The 15,480-nt window shown below is 52.9% G+C and carries 15 protein-coding genes; 13 read left to right on the top strand and 2 right to left on the bottom strand.

Going from position 1 to position 15,480, the window contains the following annotated elements:
- The first annotated feature begins 283 nt into the window (after positions 1 to 283).
- The 6 genes from rhtA to ybiO all read left to right on the top strand — a co-directional run bounded on the left by rhtA (position 284) and on the right by ybiO (position 6,886).
- Complete coding sequence (gene rhtA, locus AM379_RS15020) at positions 284 to 1,171, top strand: threonine/homoserine exporter RhtA (protein WP_086463042.1); 888 nt, start codon at positions 284 to 286, stop codon at positions 1,169 to 1,171.
- Between the two features lie 300 nt (positions 1,172 to 1,471).
- Complete coding sequence (gene dps, locus AM379_RS15015) at positions 1,472 to 1,975, top strand: DNA starvation/stationary phase protection protein Dps (protein ID WP_010428924.1); 504 nt, start codon at positions 1,472 to 1,474, stop codon at positions 1,973 to 1,975.
- A gap of 362 nt (positions 1,976 to 2,337) precedes the next feature.
- Positions 2,338 to 3,081 (top strand): glutamine ABC transporter substrate-binding protein GlnH, encoded by a 744-nt coding sequence (gene glnH, locus AM379_RS15010; protein ID WP_014883108.1) that lies wholly within the window; start codon positions 2,338 to 2,340, stop codon positions 3,079 to 3,081.
- 84 nt (positions 3,082 to 3,165) lie between these two features.
- On the top strand, positions 3,166 to 3,825 hold the full coding sequence (gene glnP / locus AM379_RS15005; protein WP_014169254.1) for a glutamine ABC transporter permease GlnP: 660 nt from the start codon (positions 3,166 to 3,168) through the stop codon (positions 3,823 to 3,825).
- Positions 3,822 to 4,544 carry a glutamine ABC transporter ATP-binding protein GlnQ gene (gene glnQ, locus AM379_RS15000; protein ID WP_014169252.1) on the top strand — a complete coding sequence of 241 codons (723 nt, stop codon included), beginning with the start codon at positions 3,822 to 3,824 and terminating at the stop codon, positions 4,542 to 4,544. Before glnP ends, glnQ begins: the two co-directional genes overlap by 4 nt.
- A 131-nt stretch (positions 4,545 to 4,675) precedes the next feature.
- On the top strand, positions 4,676 to 6,886 hold the full coding sequence (ybiO, locus tag AM379_RS14995; protein WP_047366371.1) for a mechanosensitive channel protein: 2,211 nt from the start codon (positions 4,676 to 4,678) through the stop codon (positions 6,884 to 6,886).
- A gap of 46 nt (positions 6,887 to 6,932) precedes the next feature.
- Here the strand turns inward: ybiO and rlmF are convergent, their stop codons facing one another.
- Positions 6,933 to 7,844 (bottom strand): 23S rRNA (adenine(1618)-N(6))-methyltransferase RlmF, encoded by a 912-nt coding sequence (rlmF, locus tag AM379_RS14990; RefSeq protein ID WP_158701855.1) that lies wholly within the window; start codon positions 7,842 to 7,844, stop codon positions 6,933 to 6,935.
- A gap of 243 nt (positions 7,845 to 8,087) precedes the next feature.
- Here rlmF and mcbA point away from each other — a divergent pair, with 243 nt between their 5' ends.
- The 3 genes from mcbA to ybiJ all read left to right on the top strand — a co-directional run bounded on the left by mcbA (position 8,088) and on the right by ybiJ (position 9,284).
- Positions 8,088 to 8,354, top strand: a complete 267-nt coding sequence (mcbA, locus tag AM379_RS14985) for a DUF1471 family periplasmic protein McbA (RefSeq protein WP_032677729.1) — start codon at positions 8,088 to 8,090, stop codon at positions 8,352 to 8,354.
- Positions 8,355 to 8,471: 117 nt separating this feature from the next.
- Entirely contained in the window at positions 8,472 to 8,738 is a 267-nt protein-coding gene (locus AM379_RS14980; protein WP_106503854.1) for a DksA/TraR family C4-type zinc finger protein, read from the top strand.
- A gap of 285 nt (positions 8,739 to 9,023) precedes the next feature.
- Positions 9,024 to 9,284: a DUF1471 family protein YbiJ gene (ybiJ, locus tag AM379_RS14975; protein ID WP_020884917.1), complete on the top strand. Its 261-nt coding sequence runs from the start codon at positions 9,024 to 9,026 to the stop codon at positions 9,282 to 9,284.
- 115 nt (positions 9,285 to 9,399) lie between these two features.
- Here the strand turns inward: ybiJ and ybiB are convergent, their stop codons facing one another.
- Positions 9,400 to 10,362, bottom strand: a complete 963-nt coding sequence (gene ybiB / locus AM379_RS14970; protein ID WP_032677728.1) for a DNA-binding protein YbiB — start codon at positions 10,360 to 10,362, stop codon at positions 9,400 to 9,402.
- Between the two features lie 256 nt (positions 10,363 to 10,618).
- On the opposite strand from ybiB, the gene AM379_RS14965 reads away from it, so the two are divergent.
- From AM379_RS14965 to AM379_RS14950, 4 genes are all read left to right on the top strand, one after another.
- Complete coding sequence (locus AM379_RS14965) at positions 10,619 to 11,155, top strand: fimbrial protein (protein WP_063925238.1); 537 nt, start codon at positions 10,619 to 10,621, stop codon at positions 11,153 to 11,155.
- Positions 11,156 to 11,223: 68 nt separating this feature from the next.
- Entirely contained in the window at positions 11,224 to 11,898 is a 675-nt protein-coding gene (locus AM379_RS14960; protein ID WP_059305587.1) for a fimbrial biogenesis chaperone, read from the top strand.
- Between the two features lie 26 nt (positions 11,899 to 11,924).
- A complete protein-coding gene (locus AM379_RS14955; protein WP_158701854.1) occupies positions 11,925 to 14,468 on the top strand; it encodes a fimbria/pilus outer membrane usher protein in 2,544 nt (847 codons plus the stop codon).
- 21 nt (positions 14,469 to 14,489) lie between these two features.
- The gene (locus tag AM379_RS14950; protein ID WP_106503853.1) at positions 14,490 to 15,479 is read left to right on the top strand and encodes a fimbrial protein; all 990 of its coding nucleotides are present in this window, start codon (positions 14,490 to 14,492) and stop codon (positions 15,477 to 15,479) included.
- Position 15,480 lies beyond the last annotated feature (1 nt).

Here is a 15,480-nt window from a genome sequence, read left to right as displayed (position 1 = left end):
TGATTCGTGATGTCTAACTGAACCTTTCCTGTAACAGAACGTTTCCAGCGTCAGCTATCTCATTCAAATCACATGCAATTTTCGCTATAAAACGCTCATACTGCGCGTCTGCGCCGTTACATTCATCCAGATTATTCCTAATCTGACAGGCGATAAATCCACCAGCGCTTAACCATTTTACGGAATTTACACGTTTTTTTTTCAACGGTCTCTCAACCGTTGCAGCTTATTTCCTTTACACTGCAACCTTTACTTCATTTGACATAAGTTGACAGGAGAAAGGATGCCTGGGTTATCCCGCTCGTCGTCGGTCTGGTTGCCGGTTGTCGTCATACTCATCGCCATGTTGTCCATTCAAAGCGGTGCCTCGCTGGCCAAATCCCTCTTTCCGCTGGTCGGTGCGCCTGGGGTCACGGCCCTGCGTATTGCCCTCGGAACCGCGATCCTGGTGGTGATTTTCAAACCCTGGCGTTTACGCTTTAAAAAAGAACAACGCTTACCGCTGCTTTTTTACGGGCTGTCCCTGGGAGCGATGAACTACATGTTCTATCTCTCCATCCAGACAATTCCGTTGGGGATTGCCGTGGCACTGGAGTTTACTGGCCCGCTGGCGGTAGCGCTTTTCTCGTCCCGTCGTCCCGTTGACTTTATCTGGGTAATTTTAGCCGTTCTTGGCCTGTGGTTCCTGCTGCCGCTGGGCCAGAGCGTCTCAGAGATCGATCTCACGGGCGCGGCGCTGGCTCTGGGGGCGGGTGCCTGCTGGGCTATCTATATATTGACCGGACAGCGCGCCGGGGAAGAGCATGGCCCGGCGACGGTGGCAATCGGTTCATTGATTGCCGCTATCATCTTTGTGCCGGTGGGTATGGCTCAGGCCACCGAGTCCATCTGGCAATGGTCAGTCATGCCCATCGGGCTGGCGGTCGCCATTCTTTCCACAGCACTCCCCTACTCTTTAGAGATGATAGCCCTTACGCGCCTGCCGACGCGCATTTTCGGCACGCTGATGAGCATGGAGCCCGCGCTCGCCGCCCTGTCAGGGATGGTTTTCCTCGGGGAAACCCTGACCTTCACCCAGACGCTGGCCCTGTGTTCGATTATCGCCGCCTCAATGGGCTCAACGCTAACGATGCGCCCGGAACCTAAAGTTGAGAAAATTGACCTCAATTAGCGCCCTATATTCTGCGTGGCTTTATAGCCATGCAGAATAAAGGCCAGTTTCCCGTTTAAAATATTTTTTTACATACTTTGCACTCTTCGTGAAATATTTCCCCCGCTGTTGATAACGTTTTCCTGAATTAGGATTGATCTGCATCAATTTTAAATAATCCCTTTAATTTCATACCATTGTAAACACAACGTCCTTCTCACTATTAAACTGATAGGCAGAGCCTCCCCGCAGGGAAAAAATCCGGTGCTATACTTAATCCCGCAATTACCTGGGACACAAACATCAAGAGGATATGAGATTATGAGTACCGCTAAACTGGTGAAAACGAAAGCGTCTAATCTGCTTTATACCCGTAACGATGTATCGGATAGCGACAAAAAAGCGACCATTGAGTTGCTGAATCGCCAGGTGATCCAGTTCATCGATCTTTCGCTGATCACCAAACAGGCCCACTGGAATATGCGCGGTGCAAACTTTATTGCCGTTCATGAAATGCTGGATGGCTTCCGCACAGCACTGGTTACCCACCTCGATACCATGGCCGAACGTGCCGTACAGTTAGGCGGTGTGGCACTGGGTACCACGCAGGTGATTAACAGCAAGACGCCACTGAAAAGTTATCCGCTCGATATCCATACCGTTCAGGATCACCTGAAAGAACTGGCAGACCGCTACGCGATAGTGGCTAATGATGTGCGTAAAGCTATCGGTGAAGCGAAAGACGAAGATACAGCCGATATCTTCACCGCCGCTTCCCGCGACCTGGACCAGTTCCTGTGGTTCATTGAGTCCAACATCGAATAATTCATAAGAATTTCCTATACAACCCTCGCCCTCCGGTGAGGGTTTTGCACATCTATGGTGCACGTTTTTGGCCTGAGACGCTGCAAAAGTGAAAAAATTGTAATAATCACCTCACACAACCGTTAACGGAAGATTGTTTTTTCGTCAGAATTTACGCTAAATAACGCTTCGTCTGTTGAGCCAAATGACGCGCACCAAAACGGTGCTCCACTTTGGTGCAATAAAAGTTCATTGCCCCGTTTTCTGTGCAATGCATGACATCATCCCCTTTGTAAAACAACAGCTTGTAAAGTTGGCACGATTTTTTCATTGTGCCACTCGTTCTCGCAGGGGATCGCCCCGTGGATATAAAAGGAAATGCTATGAAGTCTGTATTAAAAGTTTCACTGGCTGCACTTACCCTGGCTTTTGCGGTCTCTTCCCAGGCTGCCGACAAATTGGTTGTGGCGACCGACACGGCGTTCGTTCCGTTTGAATTCAAACAGGGTGATAAGTACGTTGGCTTTGATGTTGATTTGTGGGCTGCTATCGCAAAAGAACTCAAACTGGATTACACCCTGAAGCCAATGGACTTCAGCGGCATCATCCCGGCACTGCAAACGAAAAACGTTGATCTGGCCCTGGCCGGTATCACCATTACTGAAGAACGTAAAAAAGCGATCGACTTCTCTGACGGCTACTACAAAAGCGGCCTGCTGGTGATGGTGAAAGCCGATAATAACGACGTAAAAAGCGTGAAAGACCTCGACGGTAAAGTCGTCGCGGTGAAAGGCGGTACCGGTTCTGTTGATTACGCGAAAGCAAACATCAAAACCAAAGACCTGCGTCAGTTCCCGAACATCGATAACGCCTACATGGAGCTGGGTACCAACCGTGCTGACGCGGTGCTGCACGATACCCCTAACATCCTGTACTTCATCAAAACGGCGGGCAACGGCAAGTTCAAAGCCGTCGGTGATTCTCTGGAAGCTCAGCAGTACGGTATTGCGTTCCCGAAAGGCAGCGACGACCTGCGTACGAAAGTTAACGGCGCGCTGAAAACCCTGAAAGAGAACGGCACCTACAACGAAATCTATAAAAAATGGTTCGGTACCGAGCCTAAATAATAATTCTTAAAAATGACGTTCACTCGGGGGCGAACTTTCGCCCCTGCTATTTTAGAAACACGGTAACAGTAACAGGAAACTATCATGCAGTTTGACTGGAGCGCCATCTGGCCTGCCATTCCTATCTTGCTTGAAGGCGCTAAAATGACCCTGTGGATTTCGGTCCTCGGTCTGGTTGGTGGGTTGATTATCGGTCTTGTCGCCGGTTTCGCCCGCACCTACGGCGGCTGGATTGCAAACCACATCGCACTGGTTTTCATCGAAGTGATCCGCGGCACCCCAATTGTCGTTCAGGTCATGTTCATCTACTTCGCCCTGCCAATGGCTTTCACCGACCTGCGCATTGACCCGTTCAGCGCCGCTGTCGTGACCATTATGATCAACTCAGGTGCCTATATCGCGGAAATTACCCGTGGTGCGGTCCTGTCGATTCATAAAGGTTTCAGTGAAGCGGGTCTGGCGTTAGGCCTTTCTCGTCGCGAAACGATCCGCCACGTCATTCTGCCGTTGGCCCTGCGCCGCATGCTGCCACCGCTGGGGAACCAGTGGATCATCAGTATTAAGGATACGTCGCTGTTCATCGTTATCGGCGTTGCTGAGCTGACCCGTCAGGGCCAGGAGATCATTGCGGGCAACTTCCGTGCGCTGGAAATCTGGAGTGCGGTAGCCGTTGTCTACCTGATCATCACTCTGGTTCTGAGTTTCGTTCTGCGTCGTCTTGAAAGAAGGATGAAAATCCTGTGATTGAATTTAAAAACGTTTCCAAGCACTTTGGCCCAACCCAGGTGCTGCACAATATCGATCTGAACATCAAACAGGGTGAAGTGGTGGTAATTATCGGGCCATCCGGTTCCGGTAAATCGACCCTGCTGCGCTGCATCAACAAGCTGGAAGAGATCACCAGCGGCGATCTGATTGTCGATGGCCTGAAGGTGAATGACCCGAAAGTCGACGACCGTCTGATTCGCCAGGAAGCCGGCATGGTGTTCCAGCAGTTCTACCTGTTCCCGCACCTGACGGCGCTGGAAAACGTAATGTTTGGTCCACTGCGCGTACGTGGCGCCAGCAAAGCGGCGGCGGAAACGCTGGCAAAAGATCTGCTGGCTAAAGTCGGCCTCGCGGAACGTGCTCATCACTACCCTTCTGAGTTGTCCGGTGGACAGCAGCAGCGTGTGGCTATCGCCCGCGCACTGGCGGTAAAACCGAAGATGATGCTGTTTGATGAGCCAACCTCGGCGCTTGACCCGGAACTGCGTCACGAAGTGCTGAAAGTCATGCAGGATCTGGCTGAAGAAGGGATGACAATGGTCATCGTGACCCACGAAATCGGCTTTGCTGAGAAAGTGGCTTCCCGCCTGATCTTTATTGATAAGGGCCGTATCGCTGAAGACGGTAACCCACAAGCGCTGATCGCTAATCCACCGAGCCAGCGCCTGCAGGAGTTCCTGCAGCACGTCTCCTGATAGCGCTTCAGTTACGCCATTCTGAGCCGGGCATGCCCGGCTTTTTTACGCCAGATTGTTCCCAAAAATCCTCCCGCGCGCCTCGCCCTCTATACTTATCTTTTTGTTCATTATTTTCACCGGAGGATGCCGTGCCGTGGATCTTGCTGTTGCTTAGCCTGTTTTGTGCGCCATCGTTCGCCGTTTCCATCCCCGGCGTCACCACCGGCACGACCGCCACACAGCAAACGACACCGCCCCCAGAGCCGGATGTTGAACAGAAAAAAGCCGCCTACAGTGCCCTTGCCGATGTGCTTGAAAACGATACCTCCCGGCAGGAGTTAATCGGACAATTGCGAAAAGTCGCCGCCACGCCACCGCAGGAACCGGTGCCGACAATTACTCCTCCGCAAGTGGAAGAACAAAAAACGGTGCTGGAAAATGTCACCGACGTGAGCCGTCACTATGGAAGCGAGCTCTCCTCGCGCTTTGCCCAGCTCTATCGCAACCTGATTGGTTCGCCCCATAAACCGTTTAATCCCCATACGTTTACGACAGCCGCCACGCAGTTTTTGATGCTGGCGGGCGCTGTATTTCTGTTTTACTGGCTGGTACGCCTGTGCGCATGGCCGCTCTACCGTAAGATGGGGCAATGGGGGCGCAAGAAGAACCAGCAGAAAAGCAGCTGGTTACACCTGCCGCTGATGATAGCGTCGGCGTTTATCATCGATTTACTGCTGCTGGCGCTGACGCTGTTTATGGGCCAGGTCCTGGCCGACAGGCTTAACGCCGGCAATAAAACCATCGCTTTCCAGCAGGCGCTCTTCCTTAACGCCTTTGCGCTGATCGAGTTCTTTAAGGCGCTGCTGCGTTTGATATTTTGCCCGCACGTACCGGATCTTCGCCCCTTCTCAATTCGGGATGAGAGCGCCAGATACTGGGCGCTGCGCCTCAGCGTGCTCAGTGGATTGATTGGTTACGGTCTGCTGGTTGCCGTGCCGATCATCTCCAACCAGGTCAACGTGCAGTTTGGCGCCCTGGCGAATGTGCTGATTATGATCTGCATTACCGTCTGGGCGTTGTACCTTATCTTCCATAACAAAAAGACCATTACCCAAAGCTTGCTGCATCTGGCCGATCGTTCCCTGTCGTTTTTCAGTCTCTTTATCCGCGCCTTCGCGCTGGTGTGGCACTGGCTGGCGAGCGCCTACTTTATCGTGTTGTGCTTCTTCTCGCTGTTCGACCCGGGCAACAGCCTGAAATTTATGATGGGGGCGACGTTCAAGAGCCTGGCCATCATTGGCATTGCGGCATTTGTCTCTGGCCTGCTGTCGCGCTGGCTATCGAAAACCTTCACCCTCTCGCCACAGGTGCAGCGCAGTTATCCGGAACTGCAAAAAAGGGTCAACGGCTGGATCTCGGTATCACTGAAAGTGGCGCGCATTCTCACCGTCTGCGTGGCGATTATGCTGTTGCTTAACGCATGGGGATTGTTTGACTTCTGGAACTGGCTGCACAACGGCGCGGGCGAAAAGACCGTCGATATTTTAATTCGCATCGCGCTGATCCTCTTCTTCTCTGCGGTTGGCTGGACGTTGCTGGCGAGCCTTATCGAGAACCGTCTGGTGTCCGACATTCATGGGCGTCCCCTGCCCAGCGCCCGTGCCCGCACCCTGCTGACGCTGTTTCGCAATGCGCTGGCGGTTATTATCAGCACCATTACCATCATGATTGTGCTCTCGGAAATCGGCGTGAACATCGCGCCGCTGCTGGCAGGTGCTGGCGCGCTGGGGCTGGCTATCTCCTTTGGTTCACAAACCCTGGTGAAGGATATAATCACCGGCGTCTTTATCCAGTTTGAGAACGGGATGAACACCGGGGATCTGGTCACGATTGGGCCGTTAACCGGCACGGTAGAGCGCATGTCCATTCGTTCCGTCGGCGTGCGCCAGGACACCGGGGCGTACCACATAATTCCATGGTCATCGATAACCACCTTCGCTAACTTTGTCCGAGGCATTGGCTCGGTTGTGGCCAACTACGACGTTGACCGTCATGAAGATGCAGATAAAGCGAAACAGGCGCTACGGGACGCCGTGGAAGAGATGATGGCGATGGAGGATATTCGCGGGCTGGTGATTGGAGAGCCGTCGTTTGCCGGTATTGTCGGCCTGACGAACACGGCATTTACCCTGCGCGTGTCGTTCACCACGCAGCCACTGAAGCAGTGGACGGTGCGCTTTGCGCTCGACAGTATGGTGAAAAAACACTTTGACCTGGCCGCGGTGCGGATGCCGGTGCAGACCTATCAGGTATTACCCTCACCGGCGTCCCCCACACCGCCACAGGAGCCCACCTTATAGCGTGGGGACCGGGTAACGGCGTCGCCTTACCCGGCCTGCCTGTGGGTTATTTACTGCGCTTGTTAGCATCCATAAATGACCAGGCGATAAAGCGGCTCTGCTTCTGGCCTTGCGCCATCTCTTTTTTCACCACGTTAACGGCACCCACATCGGTCAGTGCACGGTAGAGGGGTGGCAGGTTATCCCCACGGGATACCAGCGTCGTGAACCATTTAACCTGACGGCCAAATACTTTACTTTCCTCAATCATTCGCAGGATGAATGCCACTTCTCCCCCCTCGCACCACAGTTCCTGTTGCTGCCCCCCAAAGTTCAGCGCGGCATCTTCCGCCTGACCGAGATTGCGGCGTTTGCGCTCACTGCCCGCACGGGCGGTGGCCGCGGAGTCATGGAACGGTGGGTTACACAGGGTGGCATCGTAGCTTTCGTTCTTGTGGATAATCCCGTTGAAGATCGATGCGGCATCTTTCTGCCGACGCAAGCGGACAGACCGGCTTAACCCAGGGTTGGCGTTGATAATCGCCTGTGCGCTGGAAAACGCCTCATTACCGATTTCACTGCCGGTAAAGCGCCAGTGATATTCATGAACGCCAATCAACGGATAAACCAGGTTCGCCCCGGTACCGATATCAAGCACGGATGCTTGCTCAGGGATGACACCGTTGCGATCGTCTGCGAGAAGATCGGCAAGATGGTGGAGATAATCGGCCCGCCCCGGCACGGGTGGGCAGAGAAAGCCTTCCGGAATATCCCAGTGCGCCACACCGTAATAGTGTGCCAGCAGGGCTTTATTGAGCATTTTAACCGCCTGCGGATCGGCAAAGTTGACCGAAGGTTCACCGGCAGGTGTCTGCACAATGTAGTCCTGCAGCGAAGGACAGCTCTGACACAACGCATTCATGTCATAGCGGTTACGATGGCGATTTCGTGGGTGCAATCCCGGCTTTTGGGAAGTCATGGCTTTCTCCTTTAAACAGCGGCGTAAGATACCCTTTGCAGGCTCAACGGTAAATATTTCTCTGCGACGCTCAAAAACCCGTCATAAATCAAACACCTTTATGTCTATGATCTGTCAGTAAAACGTCAGTTTTTATCGTTCAAAAAATAAGCAGATCATCATCAAATTTTTGCGCTAAATCACACTCGCCAGGCTTCTAAACTTAAAGGGAATCACCTGTTGTTTCCTCATGAGGATGTGATTATGAAAAAATACCTGACCCTTGTTGTTCTCGCGGGTGCACTGGCTACCGCGTCATTCTCTGCCATGGCGGTACAGTCATTGACCGACAATACAGACACCAGCCAGCTTAAGCCTGCGGGCACCGTCTCGGTAAGCCGCGCAAGTAACCTTGACGATCTCCAGAATAAACTCGCCGAAAAAGCCCGCCAGGAAGGGGCTAAAGGTTTCGTGGTTAACGCCGCGGGCGGGGATAACCATATGTATGGCACGGCGACCATTTATAAATAACGTCTCTTTCTATAAACAAACTGCATCTGCCTGACAGATGCAGTTCCTCTCTGCCTTGACTGCACGTTTTTTCACCCCATATTAAAAACAGGGTTTAACAGATTCCAGGAGTAAACCATGGCTTCCGGCTGGGCGAATGATGACGCCGTTAACGAACAAATCAACAGTACAATTGAAGATGCGGTTGCACGCGCTCGCGGTCAAATTCCGCGCGGTGAAAGTCTCTATGAATGTGAAGAGTGCGGAGAAGTGATCCCGGAAGCGCGGCGCAAAGCCATACCGGGCGTACGGTTATGTATCGCCTGCCAGCAGGAGAAAGATTCGAAAAATAGCGCTCACTCAGGATATAATCGCAGGGGATCGAAAGACAGCCAGCTACGTTGACTTTCCTTTACCGAAGTTAACGGCGCAAGCGGTTACCTTTACGCTCACGGTTTTTTGCGAACCGCGTAGCAAAATGTGCCCTTCTCGTCGCTTCTGTAAAGCGCAGCTACAAGAAGTGTAAAGTCGTCCTCTGAATTTATTAATATTCAATAAGTTATTTGTCATTCAATTTTTTTGAGCAACCACGTCAATTCTCTTCGATTTTCTCTCGCATAAAAAAACGTGATACTTATCACATCGACGGAACATCGTCCCCTTAACAGAATCACCTGCGAGAGATTAATTATGAAAACCATCAAATATGCTGTTGCTGCTGTTGCCCTGTCCGCTCTGTCTTTCGGCGCTTTTGCTGCAGAACCTGTTTCTCCATCTCAGGCGCAGAGCATGAACAAACTCGGTGTGGTAAGTGCTGAAGGCGCGACCACTCTGGACGGTCTGGAAGCGAAACTGGCTGAGAAAGCTGCTGCTGCCGGTGCAAGCGGATACACCATCACCTCCGCGAACACCAATAACAAACTGAGCGGTACTGCGGTTATCTATAAGTAATTGACTGAATGCTCCACCCTCGCCATACCCTATGGTGAGCTGCTCCAACCCTCATTGACCCTGTTGTTGTTACCCTTGCTTGCCCGTCCGCCACTGGACGGGCTTTTTTTTGGGCTTAAAACGTCTTCCCGACGCGTTCCATCCCTGCCTCTACGGATTCAACTTCACCGGTCGCCAGCAGGCAACAGGCCATCTGCAACTTGATCGCGTGCGGTACCGGAACCTTTCCGGCCAGGCACTGCTCAATCCAGTGGGCGGTGGTATGCGGATCTTTTGCGTCAGGCAGGATCGCGTCGGAACGCTCTTCCCCTCGCTCGAGAATGGCGCGCGTGCCAGCGGAATCAATCAGCATCATCTGTGGGCAGCGCTGCGGGTTAGCATACACCTCGCCTTCCGTGCCATGCATCAACAAGGCCCTGCCGCCTATGTCTTCAAAGAATTTCCCCACGCGCGTCACGTACTCCGGGTGAGAGACGCTGGAAAGACGCAGCGCCGCGTCTTCGCCAAACGGCGTAGCCAGTTTCGCCAGCGTATGCGCGCTGTTACGCACGCCCATGCGCCAGCGCATATCAAGCTGCTTCTCCAGCGGGGGGCAGAGTGCTCCGACAGGGATATAAACCGGCTGATGGCCATCAAGCTTCGCCTGTGCCTGGCCGGCATGCCGTGTGGGTTCGATACCCAGCATGCCGAAAATCGTTTCGGTCAGCACGCGGGTTGGATCTTCGCTTACGCCATGCACCACCACCGGGAAGCCCAGCTTGTGCAATAAAATAGCGAGCAGCGGCGTCAGGTTGGCCTGCTTGCGTGCCCCGTTATAGCTCGGGATCACAATCGGCATCGGTTTTGCCACTGGCGCATTTAAGCGCAGGGTCTGCGCCTGCATTGCTTCGTAGAAGCCACGCATCTCCGCTTCGCCTTCTCCTTTGATACGCAGCGCTATCAGGATACCGCCCATTTCAAGGTCGGGTACGTCACCGTTGAGCATATGCGTATAGAGCGCACGAGCGGTTTCATGGTCCAGATCGCGGGCATGATTTTTCCCTCGTCCTACCTCTTTGATAATTTTGCGATAATCCACGACATCTCTCCTGACAGCTTCATCTTGTTAACAATATAGCCCTGAAGAACGTCTGGCCGTTAGTGTTTTTGAACCGGATCATCCTGCTGTTTTTATGACGAAAAAAGAAACTCAAGCACTATTTCAATTATTTGTGATTGCCGTTGAAGATTCTTACCCCACCCGTTTCTGATTAAATAACCAACGGAAAATCATTTAAGGTCAACGGTGAAAACGTCCAGGCAACGTTCTCACCAGAAACATACCAGGATTTGTTATGAACAAGGTTGCTATAAGTTTATTTATCGCCGCAACGGCAGGATGTTCTGCATCCGCATTTGCGGCAACAAACGGTGAAGGTCAGATTAACTTCACCGGTGAAATTATTGATTCTGCTTGTCAGGTAGTGAACGGGTTAAGTAATCCATTAAATGTTCAGTTAGGCAAAGTGTCTAAAACGGTATTTACCGGGGCTGGATCTACCAGCACATTAACGAAGTTTGATATTCAATTAAAGAATTGTCCGGAGACCGTGACTTCCGCCGCCATTAACTTCGGTGGCACGCCGGATCCGGATAACAACACTACGCTTGCATTAACGCCGGATGTAGATGCTGCAACAGGTGTCGCTATTCAGCTGGTGGACGCGTCTGAGCAACCAGTGAGTTTGTATACGCCCTCTCAGCAATATCCGTTAGCCTCCGGTACGGCGGTCAATAACCTGGAGTTTGGAGCCCGTTATATTCAGACCCAGGCCGCAATCACCGCAGGCCTGGCAAATGCCGTGTCGACCTTCACCGTTATTTATAACTGATATTATCCATCCTGAGATATTAGCTCTGTTCTGAGAGTTAATATCTCTTCTTTTATTGAGATACCTTTATGCGCCACGGTTATTTACTGAGTGCTCTTTTACTGGTAGCCGCCACTTCCCATGCCGGTGTCGTTATTAATGGCACACGCCTGGTCTATCAGGGCGACAAAAAGGAGTCGTCTCTGGGTCTTTCAAACCCAGATGCCACGGATTATCTGGTACAGTCCTGGGTTGATTCTGGCGGTAAAAACCCGGCTAAAGCCCCCTTCCTGATCACCCCACCGCTGTTTCGTCTCGATGCAAAAGAGGATAACGTCCTGCGTGTCGTGCGTACCGGCGGAAATTTGCCCGAGGATCGTGAGTCTCTCTACTGGCTTAATATCAAAGCTATTCCCTCGTCAAAGCACGTCGAAGGGGTAAATACCCTGCAGATTGCCATTAATACACGCATTAAATTGTTGTATCGCCCGTCAGCAATAACTGGCAAACCCGAGGCTGTGGCGGACAAGCTTCAGTGGCATCGTGAAGGTCACGACCTGGTTGTGAATAACCCGACGCCTTTCTATATGAATTTCCAGACGGTGATGCTTAACGGCCATAAAGTGGATAAAGCCACCTGGGCAGTCCCCAAAACGGAAACGCACTTTGCCTTACCCGATAATGCCAGCGGGTCGACCGTCACCTACTCCGTTATTACTGATTACGGCAGCATCAGTCAGACCTGGTCGGCATCCGTTCATTAACACCCACTCAGGCTATTAATATCATCATGTACAGCCATAAAAAGCCGTTCATCCATCGCCTTTCTTCAATGCTGGTCATTTTATGTGGCCTGGCACTGGCGATCTTTGCGCAGCAGGTTATGGCTGATGATTATTTCAACCCGGCATTACTGGATATTGATAATCCTCAACAGGGGAAAACCGACCTGTCTGTTTATGAAAAAGGACCGGGACAAGCCCCCGGGAAATATCAGGTCAATATTTTCATCAACAATAATAAAATTGATACCCGTGATGTCACGTTCAAATTAATAAAAGACGCGCAGGGCAATCATTCTCTTCAACCCTGCTTTAGCCTGGATGAGCTAAAAAACCTTGGGATCAAAACCCGGCAGTATCCCGCGCTGATGGCTAAAGGCCAGTGCGCCGATATAAACGCCATTCCCGCGGCATCCGCAACGTTTCAGGTTCGTCATCAGCAACTGTTGCTCAGTATTCCACAAACGGCGCTGGGCCAGGTCCCGCGCGGGTATATCGACCCGAAAACGTTCGACGAAGGGATCACCGCAGGTCTGCTGAACTACAGCGCCACCGCCAGCCAGAGCCATGCCCGTGTACAGGGAGAGCAGGATAACAGCAGCCAGTACGTTAACCTGCGCCCGGGCCTCAATGTGGGCGCCTGGCGCATACGCAATTATTCCACGTGGAATCGCAGCACAACGGGCAACGAGGAAGAGCACAGGTTCTCCTCCGTCTACACCTATGCTCAACGCGATATCGTGGCGATGAAAAGCGATATGACCGTCGGGCAAAGCACCTCCCCGTCGGACGTTTTCGACAGCGTGCCCTATACCGGGGTTGAGCTGAAATCCGATACCGACATGCTCCCGGACAGTGAAAAAGGCTATGCGCCGATTATTCGCGGCACTGCCCACAGCAATGCGCTGGTGATGGTTCGTCAGAACGGTTACGTCATTTATCAGAACACGGTTGCACCCGGTGCGTTTGAAATTAACGATCTCTATCCCACCGGCAGCAGCGGCGATCTGCAGGTCACCGTGAAAGAGACCGACGGCAGCGAAAGTCACTTTGTCGTGCCTTACGCCTCGGTCCCGGTCCTGCAGCGTGAAAAGAATCTCCGCTACAGCGTGACCGCCGGGCGTTACCGGTCTTACGACAAGGACGTCGAACAAACCCCGTTTGCCGAGGGCAGCGCCATCTACGGCATGCCATTGGGTTTCACCGCCTACGGTGGTGCGCAGCAGAGTCGCCATTATCAGTCCCGGGCGCTGGGCGTCGGGAAAAACCTGGGCGATTTGGGTGCTTTCTCCCTTGATGTCACCCGCGCCAAAGCGCTGCTGAAAAAACAGCAGACCAGCAAAGGCCGATCCTGGCGCGTTCGCTACAGCAAAGATTTTGTCGCCTCGGGCACTCACTTCTCCCTGGCGGGCTATCGCTACAACAGCAAAGGGTTTTACACCCTGGAAGACACGATGGAGTCTTACACCCGTTCAGACGACGGGTCTGCGCCGCAACAGCGACGTGCCCGAACGGAAGCCACCGTCGACCAGACGCTGCCCGCGGGCTGGGGCTCTGTCACCCTGAGCCTGGTCAAAGAGACCTACTGGAGCCAGAGCCAGGATATGACCTCCATGAGCGTCAGCTACAACAACAGCTGGCACGGCGTCAGCTACAGCCTGAGCTACAGCATGAACAAAAACACCCAGGACAGCGATGCGAACGGTGACGATGTGATGAACGACAACCAGTTCTCGTTAAACGTCTCCGTTCCACTGGATCGCTGGATGCATAACACCTGGGCCACCTACAACCTCAACAACACCAAAGACGGTACGACGCAGAACATCGGCCTTAACGGTACCGCGCTGAAGGGAGACAACCTCAACTGGAATATTCAGGAGGGGCTGAGCAGCACCGGTAGCGGAAACTCCACCAGCATGAACGCCGATTATAAAGCGACCTATGGCGAAGTGAGCGGCGGGGTAAGCCAGGATAAATACCAGCAAACCGTAAACGTCGGGCTGCAGGGTGGCGCGATCGTGCACGCCAACGGGATAACCCTGAGCCAGCCGCTCGGAGAGACCATTGCGCTGGTGAAAGCACCGGGAACACACGGTACCCATATCGCCAATCAGACGGGCGTTGAGACCGACTTCCGCGGCTATACCGTCGTGCCGTTTGTTACCCCTTATCGCCACAATACCATTGCGCTGGATACCGAAACCCTGCCCGACGAGGCCGACGTGACGCACGCAGCGTACGTTGTGACCCCGACACGCGGGGCCGTGGTGCGCGCCAGCTTTAATACCCGCGTGGGCAGCCGGGTCCTGATGACGCTGACGCACAACGGTAAACCGCTGCCCTTCGGTGCGACGGTAACAACGGAGGATAAGGACAGCGAATTTATTGTCGGCAATGACGGCCAGACCTATCTCTCCGGCCTGCCAAAGCAAGGGCATCTCGCCGTCACCTGGGGACAGGATGCGAGCGAGCACTGCGAGGCCGACTACGTCCTTACGGATGAGACAGAGAAAACCAACATCCTTAACGCTGCTGCGCAGTGCCACTGATTCACCGTTAGGCAAACCATTATGCAAATGATTAAACAGTGCTTTTTCTTCCTGGTCCTGGGAACCGCCGCGTTATTTATGCCTCATGCTAACGCGCTCTGTACCTCATCCGATCTGCCAAAACAGATTAATGTGACCTCCGTATCCGTCTCGAGCACGTTGCCGGTAGGTGCCACCATTCCAGGCACCGAGCAGACCGTTCACGTGGCGGGCAACTGCTATAACCCTTCTGACTTCGGGCTTCCGATTGTTGCGTGCTATTACGGCGCAGGTCTGGAGATCCCCGGTCTTTCTGGGGTGTATGAATCAGGGCTGGAAGGAATTGGCGTAGCGCTGATGAATGACAAAGGCCAGCGAATTACCGGTGCCGGGGGAATTTACTGTAACTCAAGCGGCACGCCGCTGGGCTATGTCTCCAACGACATTTCTGAGGCCTTTAACTTTAATGTCACGCTGGAACTGGTGAAAACGAGCAATACGGTCAAATCAGGTTCGCTTTCTCAGGCGGAGTCTAAATTTGGTGTCGGGGTTTATCAGCATGAAGGCATCAGCGATCCTAATACGATTTCCTATGCGGGCAATGTGAATCTCGAAACGGTTACCTGCTCTGTCCTGCCTAAAAATCTCACCGTGAACCTGGGCGATTTTCCCGTCAGTGATTTTATCAGTATCGGGTTGCTATCCAGCCCTGCACAAAACTTTGACGTCACGATTAATTGCGACAGCACCGTCCAGCCTGAGCTAAAGGTGACCAGCGCAAACGGCTACGAAACGGCATTCGAAGGGGTGATCAAATTGACTCAGCAGAACGGCATGGCAACCGGCGTGGGCGTGAGAATGCTCTTTGATGACCATCTCGCCACCTTTGACACCTATGTCAGCACCCGAAGCCAGGCCATCGCCAACGAAACCCTGCGAATACCGTTCGAGGTTCGTTACGAACAGGTCAGCAACGTGGTGACACCGGGGCCGGCCAATACCGTGGCGACTATCACTCTGGCTTATAAGTGAC

Origin of the sequence: Enterobacter cloacae complex sp. FDA-CDC-AR_0132 (genome assembly GCF_003010695.1) — a bacterium.
Taxonomy (GTDB): domain Bacteria; phylum Pseudomonadota; class Gammaproteobacteria; order Enterobacterales; family Enterobacteriaceae; genus Enterobacter; species Enterobacter ludwigii.
This window is presented reverse-complemented; position numbering and strand designations above follow the sequence as displayed.